Source organism: Streptomyces sp. NPDC001634 (assembly GCF_040298185.1).
In the GTDB taxonomy this organism is placed as follows: domain Bacteria; phylum Actinomycetota; class Actinomycetes; order Streptomycetales; family Streptomycetaceae; genus Streptomyces.
In genome coordinates this window covers 38,673-50,100 of the sequence record NZ_JBEOZU010000014.1, presented here as the reverse complement: position 1 = coordinate 50,100, position 11,428 = coordinate 38,673, and the positions used below count along the sequence as shown (strand labels likewise).

The 11,428-nt window shown below is 69.1% G+C and carries 10 protein-coding genes; 7 read left to right on the top strand and 3 right to left on the bottom strand.

What is annotated here, in order from left to right; genetic code table 11:
- Positions 1-9 precede the first annotated feature (9 nt).
- Entirely contained in the window at positions 10-1,782 is a 1,773-nt protein-coding gene (locus tag ABT186_RS11730; protein WP_351924763.1) for a pectate lyase-like domain-containing protein, read from the bottom strand.
- 201 nt (positions 1,783-1,983) lie between these two features.
- On the opposite strand from ABT186_RS11730, the gene ABT186_RS11725 reads away from it, so the two are divergent.
- The 4 genes from ABT186_RS11725 to ABT186_RS11710 are packed head-to-tail and all read left to right on the top strand — an operon-like array spanning position 1,984 to position 6,539.
- On the top strand, positions 1,984-3,300 hold the full coding sequence (locus ABT186_RS11725) for an ABC transporter substrate-binding protein (RefSeq protein ID WP_351236569.1): 1,317 nt from the start codon (positions 1,984-1,986) through the stop codon (positions 3,298-3,300).
- A gap of 5 nt (positions 3,301-3,305) precedes the next feature.
- Positions 3,306-4,295 carry a carbohydrate ABC transporter permease gene (locus ABT186_RS11720; RefSeq protein WP_351924841.1) on the top strand — a complete coding sequence of 330 codons (990 nt, stop codon included), beginning with the start codon at positions 3,306-3,308 and terminating at the stop codon, positions 4,293-4,295.
- Positions 4,288-5,148 (top strand): carbohydrate ABC transporter permease, encoded by an 861-nt coding sequence (locus ABT186_RS11715; protein WP_351233216.1) that lies wholly within the window; start codon positions 4,288-4,290, stop codon positions 5,146-5,148. Before ABT186_RS11720 ends, ABT186_RS11715 begins: the two co-directional genes overlap by 8 nt.
- Positions 5,149-5,174: 26 nt before the next feature.
- On the top strand, positions 5,175-6,539 hold the full coding sequence (locus ABT186_RS11710) for a GH1 family beta-glucosidase (protein WP_351233218.1): 1,365 nt from the start codon (positions 5,175-5,177) through the stop codon (positions 6,537-6,539).
- Positions 6,540-6,643: 104 nt separating this feature from the next.
- Here the strand turns inward: ABT186_RS11710 and ABT186_RS11705 are convergent, their stop codons facing one another.
- Positions 6,644-7,051, bottom strand: coding sequence for a hypothetical protein (locus ABT186_RS11705; protein WP_351233220.1), 408 nt, complete (start codon positions 7,049-7,051; stop codon positions 6,644-6,646).
- 187 nt (positions 7,052-7,238) lie between these two features.
- On the opposite strand from ABT186_RS11705, the gene ABT186_RS11700 reads away from it, so the two are divergent.
- From ABT186_RS11700 to ABT186_RS11690, 3 genes are all read left to right on the top strand, one after another.
- Positions 7,239-7,916 (top strand): response regulator transcription factor, encoded by a 678-nt coding sequence (locus tag ABT186_RS11700; protein ID WP_351233222.1) that lies wholly within the window; start codon positions 7,239-7,241, stop codon positions 7,914-7,916.
- 4 nt (positions 7,917-7,920) lie between these two features.
- On the top strand, positions 7,921-9,297 hold the full coding sequence (locus ABT186_RS11695; protein ID WP_351924761.1) for a sensor histidine kinase: 1,377 nt from the start codon (positions 7,921-7,923) through the stop codon (positions 9,295-9,297).
- Positions 9,298-9,481: 184 nt separating this feature from the next.
- On the top strand, positions 9,482-10,177 hold the full coding sequence (locus ABT186_RS11690) for a L,D-transpeptidase (protein ID WP_351924759.1): 696 nt from the start codon (positions 9,482-9,484) through the stop codon (positions 10,175-10,177).
- Positions 10,178-10,227: 50 nt separating this feature from the next.
- Here the strand turns inward: ABT186_RS11690 and ABT186_RS11685 are convergent, their stop codons facing one another.
- Entirely contained in the window at positions 10,228-11,427 is a 1,200-nt protein-coding gene (locus ABT186_RS11685; RefSeq protein ID WP_351233252.1) for a Gfo/Idh/MocA family protein, read from the bottom strand.
- Between the last annotated feature and the right edge of the window lies 1 nt (position 11,428).

The following is an 11,428-nucleotide window of genomic DNA, read 5'->3' as shown; positions in this document are numbered from 1 at the left end:
CCCGGGCTGTCAGGCATACGAGACCACCGTCGACGGTGTGGTCGAGGTGCCCGAGGTGGGCGCTCCGGTGTCGTTGATGACGTGTTCGTACTGGCCGTTGCCGCCGAGCGAGACGACCAGCAGGTCGTGGAACCTGACGCCCGGCGCGTTCGGGGCGGCGAAGCCGTGGTGCTGCACAATGCCGGGATCGACGTTGTAATAGCAGTAGCTGCCGAGACCCCATGCTTCGTGCGTGGTCACGTTGTCGCCGACCTTGTAGGCGGCATAGCCCTTGACCGGGCCGTTCTGGATCGCGGCCTGGTTCGGGGCGTCGTACGCCTTCTCGTTCTGGAAGAAGATGGTGCGGCCCCGCTGTCCGTACCACTGCACGTCGTACTTGTTGAAGTGCTCGACGAACAGGCCCGTGGCGAGGACGTCGTCCCCGCCCACGACGATGCCGTAGTCGGCCCGGTTGGTGTCCCAGCCGACACCGGTGCCGTGGTCCGCCCGCCAGACCCAGGTGTGGTCGACGATGGTGTGGCGGCTGTTGATCACCATGCTGGTGGTGGCCCTGCCCGCCCCCGCCCCGCCGATACGCACGAACACGTCCTGGACCGTGGTCGGGTTGGCCGAGTGGTCCCTGGTGGAGCCCGCCGGACCGACTTCGAGCAGCGTGGCGGAGTTGACCGGTCCGGCGTCGATGAGGAATCCGGCCAGCCGTACGCCGTCGACATCGGCGACCTTCAGGGCCGTGACGCCGCCCTCCGGGACGAGGGTGGCATAACCCAGGCCCAGGACGACGGTGTTCGCGCGGTTCACCCGGATCGGCTGGTCGAGGGGGTAGATGCCCGGGGTCAGCAGCAGGTGAAGTCCTTGGGCCAGTGCCTGGTCGAGCGTGGCCGCGGTGACGCCGGGCCTGGCGACGTAGAACCGCGACAGCGGCAGTGAGGTGCCCCTCGGCGTGCCGTTGCCCCAGGTGACCCCGCGGGCGTTCGTCCGTTTCTCGGGCAGGAAGACGCGGAACTCGCCGCCACTGAAGTGAAGGAAGGGTTTCTCGCGGGAGACGGGAGTCGTGTCGAGCGTGGTGTACGGCGGATTCGGGAAGCTCTGCGCCGGTGCGCCCTCGACACCCGAGAACACCATGTTCCACACGCCGTTGAGCCAGCTGCCGATCGCGCTGTCGCGGGTGTACCACTGCTGTTGCGAGTACGGCCCGACCTGGCCGTCGATCCGGCTGTCGGCGATGTACCCGCCGCTCGCCCAGCCGTAGCCGGTGGGGGAGAGGTCGATGCCGCCGCGGACGTGCATACGGCGGAAGGGCGCCGCCTGGGCGACGGCCCACCGGTTGGTCCCGTTGGCCGGGACCAGGGCCAGATTCTCGGCCGAACGCCAGAAGTTCTGCGTGGCGTTGCCGTTGAACCAGCCCGCGTCGACCGTCACGTCCCCGTTGATGGTCGTGTCGTCGGGGGACAGGCCCAGGCCGGCGATGGAGGTGTAGAAGCCGATCTGGGCATTGAGGCCGCGATAGGTGCCGGGCTTGAACAGCAGTGCGTAGCGCCCCGTGCCGAACTGCGCCGACTCCTGCCTCCGGAAGACCTCGTCGAGCTTCTCCTGGATGCCGGGTGTGGCGGGGTCGAAGACAAGGACGTTCGGGCCGAGGTCGCCGCCGCCGGGCAGGGCGCGCGGGCTCCTGCGCGACGGGGCGGCCGCTGCCGGGGTGGGCAGGCCCGCCAGGACGGGGGCGGCCGCTGCCGCGGCGCCGAGGACGGTTCTGCGGCCGACGGAAGGGGAAACAGGGGGCATGGGCGGCTCTCCAGGTTCAGGAAGTGAACGGTGTGGGGGCGGGGAGCGCTCTCTCGCCGCTGAATGGTTCATCCCTTCAACCGGGGCGGTCAAGGGGCGGGACCGGAATCACTGAAGTGTGTTGAAACCCTTGACGCGCCTACCTGTCCCCGTTTAACTCACGTCCTAAATTAAGCCCTGATGGGATTCGGGAGTCGAACCATGCGCAGCATCCGAGCCGCGGCCACAGGCGCCGTCACCCTGTCTCTCGCCCTTGCCGCCTCGGCCTGCGGAGGCGGATCGTCGACGGGCGGCGGGTCGAACGACTCGCCGAAGACGCTCACGTACTGGGCGTCCAACCAGGGCGCGAGCATCGAGGTCGACAAGAAGGTCCTCCAGCCGGAGCTCGACAAGTTCGAGAAGCAGACCGGCATCAAGGTGAAGCTGGAGGTCGTTCCCTGGTCGGACCTGCTCAACCGCATCCTCACCGCGACCACGTCCGGTCAGGGCCCCGACGTGCTGAACATCGGCAACACCTGGAGCGCCTCCCTTCAGGCCACCGGCGCGCTGCTGCCCTGGGACGCCAAGAACCTCGGGAAGATCGGCGGCAAGGACCGCTTCGTCGACTCGGCGCTCGGCTCGACCGGCGCGCAGGGCAAGGACCCGGCGGCCGTGCCGTTGTACTCGATGGCGTACGCGCTCTACTACAACAAGCAGATCTTCGCCGACGCCGGCATCGCCAAGCCCCCGGCCACCTGGGACGAGCTGATCGCCGACGGCAGGAAGATATCCGCGAAGGGCAAGTCGGCCCTCGGCGCCGAGGGTTCGAACCTGGCGGAGAACATCCACCACGTCTTCGTCTTCGCCAAGCAGCACGGCGCCGACTTCTTCACCGCCGACGGCAAGCCCGACTTCACGGGCGACGGCGTGGTCGCGGCGGTCAAGCAGTACGTCGACCTGATGGCCAAGGACAAGGTGGTCCCGACCGGCGACGCCGAGTACGCGCAGAACCAGTCCGTCAGCGACTTCGCCAAGGGCAAGCAGGCGATGCTGCTGTGGCAGTCCGCGACCGCCAACCTCACCTCGCAGGGCATGAGCGAGGACAAGTACGGCATCGCCCCGGTGCCCGTGCAGTCCGGCACCCCCGGCACCGGCACCCAGGTCAACTCGATGGTCGCGGGCATCAACCTCGCGGTCTTCAAGAACACCCACAACCTCGACGGCGCCACGAAGTTCGTGAAGTTCATGACCGGCGACGAGGAGCAGAAGATCCTCAACAAGGAGTACAGCTCCATCCCGCCGGTCAAGTCGGCCCAGTCGGACGCCGCGTTCACCACCCCCGCGAACGCCGTCCTCAAGGACACCCTGGCCACCAGTGCCGCCGCGCTGCCCCAGGTCGCCGAGGAGTCGCAGTTCGAGACGGCGGTCGGTACGGCCGTGAAGGGCCTGTTCGCGGACGCCGCCGCCGGACGCCCGGTGACCACCGACTCGGTGAAGGCGGCGCTCCTCAAGGCCCAGCAGCAGATGCCGGCGAAGTGAGCACGATGACGACCACCGTCGAGGTGGGCGAGAGCACGGTGCGCAGGAGTTCCCCCGGTGCGGCGCGCGACCCGCGCCGCACCGGGCGGATCCGCCGCATCGGACTGCCGTATCTGCTGCTCCTGCCCGCCCTGCTGCTCGAACTCCTGGTCCACCTGGTGCCGATGGTGATCGGCATCGTGATGAGCTTCAAGGAGCTCACGCAGTTCTACATCCGCGACTGGGGCAGCGCCCCCTGGTCCGGCCTCGACAACTACAAGGTGTCGGTGGACTTCGACGCCCCCGTCGGCGAAGCACTGCTGCACTCCTTCTTCGTCACCGTCGGCTTCACCCTGCTGTCGGTCGGCCTGTGCTGGCTCATCGGCACGGCCGCCGCCATCTGCATGCAGGACACCTTCCGGGGCCGCGGCCTGCTCAGGGCGCTCTTCCTCGTCCCCTACGCACTGCCCGTCTACGCGGCCGTCATCACCTGGGTGTTCATGTTCCAGCACGACAACGGCCTGGTGAACCATGTCCTGCACGACCAGCTGCACCTCACCGGCAAGCCGTCCTTCTGGCTCATCGGCGACAACAGCTTCGTCGCCCTGCTCGTCGTATCGGTGTGGAAGGGCTGGCCGTTCGCCTTCCTCATCGTCATGGCCGGACTGCAGAACATCCCACGCGAGCTCTACGAGGCGGCCGCCCTGGACGGAGCCGGGCTGTGGCAGCAGATCCGCCGCATCACGCTCCCGTCACTGCGCCCCGTCAACCAAGTACTGGTCCTGGTCCTGTTCCTGTGGACCTTCAACGACTTCAACACGCCGTACGTCCTGTTCGGCAAGTCCGCCCCCGAAGCCGCCGACCTCATCTCGGTCCACATCTACCAGGCCTCGTTCGTCACCTGGAACTTCGGCACCGGCTCCGCGATGTCCGTCCTGCTGCTGCTCTTCCTGCTCGTCGTGACGGGCGTCTACCTCCTGCTCACCTCGCGCGGACGGAGGACCGCCGATGTATAGCCCCGGTTCCCCGATGGCCCCGCCGCGCTCCTTCCTCTGGACCCGGCGGATCTTCCTCACGCTGCTCACCGGCTTCGTCCTGGTGCCGGTGTACGTGATGATCTCCAGCTCCCTGAAGCCGCTGGCCGATGTGACGGGCAAGTTCCGCTGGCTGCCCAGCGGCCTGACGATCCGCCCGTACATCGACATCTGGTCGACGGTGCCGCTCGCGGAGTACTTCGTGAACTCGCTGATCGTGGCGGGCTCGGCGACCGTCTGCTCGGTGGTCATCGCGGTGTTCGCGGCGTACGCAGTCAGCCGCTACACCTTCCGCGGCAAGCGGGTCTTCACGGTCACCGTGCTCTCGACGCAGATGTTCCCCGGCATCCTCTTCCTTCTGCCTCTGTTCCTCCTCTACGTGAACATCGGCAACGCCACCGGCATCGCCCTGTTCGGCTCGCGCGGCGGTCTGATCCTGACCTACCTCACCTTCTCCCTCCCGTTCTCGATCTGGATGCTGATCGGGTACTTCGACTCGGTGCCGAAGGACCTGGACGAGGCGGCGCTGGTGGACGGCTGTGGACCGCTCGGCGCCCTGTTCAGAATCGTCGTGCCGGCCGCGATCCCCGGCATCGTCGCGGTCGCCGTCTACGCCTTCATGACCGCCTGGGGCGAGGTGCTCTTCGCCTCCGTGATGACCAACGACACCACCCGCACCCTCGCGGTCGGCCTTCAGGGCTACTCCACGCTCAACGACGTCTACTGGAACCAGATCATGGCCGCGTCGCTGGTGGTGAGCGTTCCCGTGGTCGCGGGCTTCCTGCTGCTCCAGCGCTATCTCGTCGCGGGACTGACGGCGGGCGCCGTCAAGTGAACCCGCCCCGTTCCGAAGGGACTTACGTGTCCGAACGCATCGACCTCGCCGCACTCCCGAACGACTTCCTGTGGGGCACGGCCACATCGGCGTACCAGATCGAAGGGGCCGTCGCCGAGGACGGCCGCTCCCCGTCGATCTGGGACACCTTCTCGCACACCCCGGGAAAGATCGACAACGACGACCACGGCGACGTCGCCTGCGACCACTATCACCGCTGGCGCGAGGACATCGGGTTGATGAAGCAACTCGGCACCAACGCCTACCGGCTGTCCATCGCCTGGCCCCGGGTGATGCCGGGCGGCGACGGCCCGGTGAACCCCAAGGGCCTCGCGTTCTACGACGAGTTGACCGACGCGCTGCTGGAGGCCGGCATCACCCCGTCCGTCACCCTCTACCACTGGGACCTGCCGCAGGTGCTCCAGGACCGGGGCGGCTGGCCCGAACGGGACACGGCCGAGCACTTCGCCGCGTACGCGGCGGCCGTCGCCGAACGGCTCGGGGACCGCGTCACACACTGGGCCACCCTCAACGAACCCCTGTGCTCGGCCTGGATCGGTCACCTCGAAGGCCGGATGGCTCCCGGCCTCACCGATCTGACCGCCGCGATCCGCGCCTCCTACCACCTGCTCCTCGGCCACGGCCTGGCCACCCGGGCGATCCGCGCGGCCGCCCCGGCTGCCGAGGTCGGCATCGTCAACAACCTCTCCACGGTGTTCGCGGCCAGCGACCGCCCGGAGGACGAGGCGGCCGCTCGCCGCCACGACGGCCACGTCAACCGCTGGTGGCTGGACCCGGTCCACGGCCGCGGCTTCCCGGCGGACATGCGTGAGGTCTACGGCGTAGAACTGCCCGAGCGCCCGGGTGACCCGGAGACGATCGCTGCGCCCCTGGACTGGCTGGGCCTGAACTACTACTTCCCGGCCACCGTCGCCGACGACCCCACAGGCCCCGCCCCCCGCGCCCGCGCGGTGCGCCGCCCCCGCGTACCGCGCACCGGCATGGACTGGGAGATCGACGCGAGCGGCATCGAGACCCTGTTGCTGCGCCTCACCCACGAATACGGCGCCCGCAAGCTGTACGTCACCGAGAACGGCTCCGCCTTCCCCGACGTCGTACACCCCGACGGCACCGTCGAGGACCCCGAGCGCCAGGACTATCTGGTGCGGCATCTTGCCGCCTGTGCCTCGGCGGCCCGCAAGGGTGCCCCGCTGGCCGGGTACTTCGCCTGGTCACTGCTGGACAATTTCGAGTGGGCGTACGGCTACGACAAGCGCTTCGGGCTGGTCCACGTCGACTACCGCAGCCAGGTCCGTACGATCAAGGGCAGCGGACACCGGTACGCGGACCTCGTCCGCGCCCACCGGGACCGGGTGCGCGCGGCCGCCTGAGGCGTGATCGGTGGTGGGCACGGGCTCCGGGCCTGGCCCCGACGGCACGCGCCGGTCCGGGCACAGCGGCCCGGACCGGCACGCGGCGATGCGATCAGATGCTGTCAGTACCCTCCGAAGCCTCCGAAGCCTCCGAAGCCTCCGAAGCCGCCCCTGAAGCCACCGAAGCCGAAGCCGTTGAAGCCGTTGAAGCCGTTGAAGCCGAAGCCGTTGAAGCCGCGGTTGAAGCCGAAGCCGTTGAAGCCGCGGTTGAAGAAGAAGCCGTTGCCGAAGCCGTGGTTGAAGCCGCCACGGAAGTTGCAGCCGCCTCGCCAGCCGCCCCAGTTGTTGCCCCAGTTGTTGCCCCAGCTGTTCCAGCCACCCCAGCCGCAGCCGTGGTTCGTCTGGATGTTGGTGTGCGCCACCGTCGGCGCCACTGTGGGCGTGCTCGCCATCGCGACACCGCTGCTCGCCGCGCCGGCCAGCAGCATCGTGCCGGCGATGAGTGCGACCCTGCGTCGGACGATCGTCATGTGTCTCTCCTTCGGCTGACGGGCACGAAGCCCAGATTCATCCCGTTGATCTCAGCCTGCGGCACGGTCGCTGAGAGGAGCCTGAGAAAGGAGGGGCATCTGGTGACCACCCGGAGGGGTGCCGTCACCGGGCGTACCCGGCGCGCGGCCGTGACCATCTCTTCGTAGGGTGGAAGAGAGGTCGGTCATGCGAGTGCTGGTGATCGAGGACGAACGGGGGCTCGCCGCGGCGATCGCCCATGGGCTCGCCGAGGAGGGTTTCGTCGCCGATGTCGTCTACGACGGCGTCGACGGGCTGTGGCGGGCCGTCCACGAGCCGCACGACGTGATCGTGCTGGATCTGATGCTGCCCGGCCTTTCGGGATACGAGGTCCTCAAGCGGCTGCGGGCTGCCAGTGTGTGGACGCCCGTGCTCATCCTCAGCGCGAAGGACGGCGAGTACGACGAGGCCGACGCCCTCGACCTCGGGGCCGACGACTACCTGAGCAAGCCGTTCTCCTATGTGGTGCTGGTTGCTCATCTGCGGGCGCTGCTGCGCCGCGGGGCGCCCGCCAGGCCCGCCGTGCTGGCGGCCGGCGACCTCGCTCTGGACCCGGCCCGACGCCGCTGCCACCGGGCGGGCCGGGAGATCACCCTGACCGCACGCGAGTTCACGCTCCTGGAATTCCTGCTCCGGCATCCCGACGAGGTGGTCAGCAAGACGGCCATCCTCGACCACGTCTGGGACGAGAGCTTCGACGGGGACACCAACATCGTCGAGGTCTACATCGGCTATCTCCGGCGCAAGATCGACGCACCGTTCGGGCGCCGGACGATCGAGACCGTCCGTGGAGCCGGCTACCGTCTGAGCGGCACCGGGAGGTGAACCGGTGGGCATCACCGTCCCCGCGTGGTGGGCCCGGCGCTCCCTGCGCCTCAGGCTGACCGCCGCGGCGGCCCTGATCATCGCCGTGGCTCTGGTCGGCGCGGCCTGCCTGCTGGTCGTCTGGCTGCGCATGAGCCTGATCACCGGGCTCGACCAGACCGCGCTCCAGCGGGCCCAGGTCATCGCCGCGAACGTCGACAACGGCAGCCTCGCCCGTACCCTTCCGGCCTCCGGCGACGGCGATACCGCGGTCCAGGTCATCGGCGCCCGGGGTGCCGTGCTGTCCAGTTCGGCGAACCTGGCGGGCAAACGGGCGCTGTTCGACTTCGCACCGACCTCCTCCGGCACACCACAGGCCCACAGCGTGCACGGCCTGCCCCTGAACGGGGACGGCACCTGGCGCGCGGTGGCCCTCGCCGCCGGAAGCAGCCGCAGCCCGGTGACCGTGTACGTCGCCGTACCCACCGCGGCCGTGAAACACAACCTGGCCCAGCTCACCGTGGGCCTGGCCATCGCCGTACCGTCGGCCGTCGCCGTGCTCACCGGCGTCGTCTGGCTGCTGACCGGCCGGGCCCTGCGGCCCGTGGAGGCCCTGCGCGCCCAGACCGCCGAGATCACCGCCTGTGACCTGGGCCGCCGTCTGGACGTACCGCCCGCCGACGACGCGCTGGGCAGGCTGGCGCGTACCCTCAACGACCTGCTCGCCCGGCTGGACGTCTCGACGCAGCGGCAGCGGCAGTTCGTCGCGGACGCCGCCCACGAGCTGCGCAGCCCGCTGAGCAGCCTGCACACCCAGTTGGAGGTGGCCGTCCGGCACCCCGGCTCGGCGGACTGGCGCGCCCGCGGGCCCGCTCTGATAGAGGAGAGCGAGCGGCTGTCCCGGCTCGTCGACAACCTCGTGGGGCTGGCCCGCCTGGATGCCCGGCCCCGGCTGCGCAAACGCCCCGTGGACCTGGAGGAGATCGTCTTCCACGAGGTCAGCCACGCCCGTCGGCGCACCGCTCTCGTCATCGACCAGCGCGCCGTCAGCGCGGCCCGTGTGAACGGTGACGGCGATGCTCTGGGCCGAGTCGTGTGCAACCTGCTGGACAACGCCATCCGGTACGCCGTCGAACGGATCGAGGTGAGCCTGTGCGTCCATGACGGCAGCGCGGGCCTCGTCGTCGCCGACGACGGCCCCGGTATCCCGGAGGCCGACCGGAGCCGCGTCTTCGACCGCTTCACCAGGCTGGACGGGGCCCGCGCCCGGGACACCGGCGGCAGCGGCCTCGGCCTGGCGATCGTCCACGACGTCGTCGCCGCCCACGGCGGCCACATCCGCATCGAGGACAACGCCCCCGGAGCCCGCATCGTGGTCAGCATCCCGGCCACTGACCTCTGACCGGATCCCGGCCGTCGGCTTCCCTCCGGTGCACCGCGCGCCGCCGAGGCGGAATGTCACCGTTTTGTCGCAGTCCGATCCGCACTACAACCGATGTGTCCCGTGGCCGGTCAATCTGGCAGGAACGCGCCATGTACGGGAGGCGCACCGCGCAGGAACCCGTGCCCACGACGAAAGGCCTGCCATGGGGGACATACGCAGACGGGGAGCCGTCGCACTTGGAGTCACCGCTCTGGTGGCTCCGCTCACGCTCGTGCTCGGTACGGCGCCCGCGGACGCCGCGAGCTGCACCACACAGACCGGCCCGTATCAGAAGCAGGTCGAGAAGTTCCTCGGCCGGCCGGTCGACGGCAGGCAGTCCGCCGCCGACTGCAAGGCGATCCAGGCGTTCCAGAACAAGCACGGCATCACTCCGGCCATCGGCTATGCGGGCTCCGTCACCTGGGGCGTGATGGACCTCATGAACAAGCAGAAGGCCGTGGGGAACAACCCCAACAGGGACGGGAGGTGCCCCGTCAACAAGGGCCGCGTCGCCTGCGTCAACCTCACGCTCCAGCTCAGCTGGATCCAGGACGGCAACCGTCTCGTCTACGGCCCCGTCCCGGTCCGCACCGGCCGCGACGGTTACGAGACCCGCACCGGACTGAAGAGGATCTACTGGCGGGACATCGACCACGTGTCCAGCGTCTACCACGTGCCCATGCCCTACAGCCAGTTCTTCGACGGCGGACAGGCCTTCCACTCCGTCGGCCTCAGCATGTGGAACCCGCCCGGCTCGCACGGCTGCGTCAACATGACCAAGACCGACGCCAAGAAGTACTGGTCGCTGCTGAAGACCGGCGACGACGTCTTCGTCTACGGCCGCAAGCCCGGCACCTGAGGTGCGCACGGTCCGGCCGTTCGCGTGAACGGCCGGACCACGCAAGGGGGTCAGGCCGGTGCGTCCCCGAAGTCCGGGATCTCCAGCCGGACTCCGCCCTTCAGCGCCGACTCGTGAGCGACGATCCCCGGCAGCGTGTAGCGGGCCGCGACCCAGGCGTTCACGGACGGCAGGGTCCGGGTGTTCACGGCCGTCACGAAGTCGTCCACCAGGAAGTGGTGGCTTCCCTCGTGCCCGTTGTGCAGGTTGTCGAACTCCCGCGGCAGCCGTGACCGGTCGTGCACCGGAGCCGAACCGGAGGTGAAGGCGGCCCGCAGGTCAGGGGCGATGTGCTGGAGCGACGGGTCGTCGGGGGACATGGTGGGCTTGGGCTCCAGCAGTTCGCTGATGTCCTTCACCCCCTTCTTGTCCTGCCACAGGGCCACCGTGGCGAGTTGCTCCATGCTCGCCTCGGTGCCGAAGAACCGGAAACGCGACTCCCGGATGTGCGAGGGGTAACCGACGCGCCGGAACTCGTTCGTACGGAACGAGCCGCCGCCCGCCACCTCGAACAGCGCGCTGGCGTTGGAGAAGTCGTTGCCGAACTGGCTGACGTCCTTGTCGAACACGCCGTCCCCGCGCTCGTCGCGCACCCCGATCGCGGACACGCTCACCGCGTGCGTCCTCCAGGCGCCGAGCACACCGCCCACCGAGTGGGTCGGGTAGAGCAGCGGGGGATAGCTGGCGGTCGCCTTCCAGTTCTCGCCGCCGCTGTACTGGTACGCCTCGTAGAACCCCAGGTCCATGTCGTGGACGTAGTCGCCCTCGGCGTAGAAGAGCCGTCCGAAGGCGCCCTCGGCGATCTGGTTGCGGGCGTGCACGGTCGCCGGGTTGTACTGGCTCGTCTCACCCATCATGTAGGTCAGCCCGGTTGCTTTGACCGTGTCGATGATGGCCGCTGTCTCCTCCGTGCTGATCGCCATCGGGACGGCGGAGTACACGTGCTTGCCGGCGTTCAGCCCCTGGACCACCAGGGGGCCGTGGGTCCAGCGCTGGGTGAAGATCGCCACCGCGTCGACCGCCTTCGACTCCAGCATGGCCTCGTACGAGACGAAGGTGCCCGCGAGTCCCTGGGCGGCGGCGAGTTGCCCGGCCCTTTCGGGCAGGAGGTCGGTGACGTAGACGTCGCCGACGCCGGGGTGGGCCTGGAACAGTGTGGCGAACTGGCCCGAGAACTGGCCGGCGCCGACGATGCCGAGCGAGAACGTCATG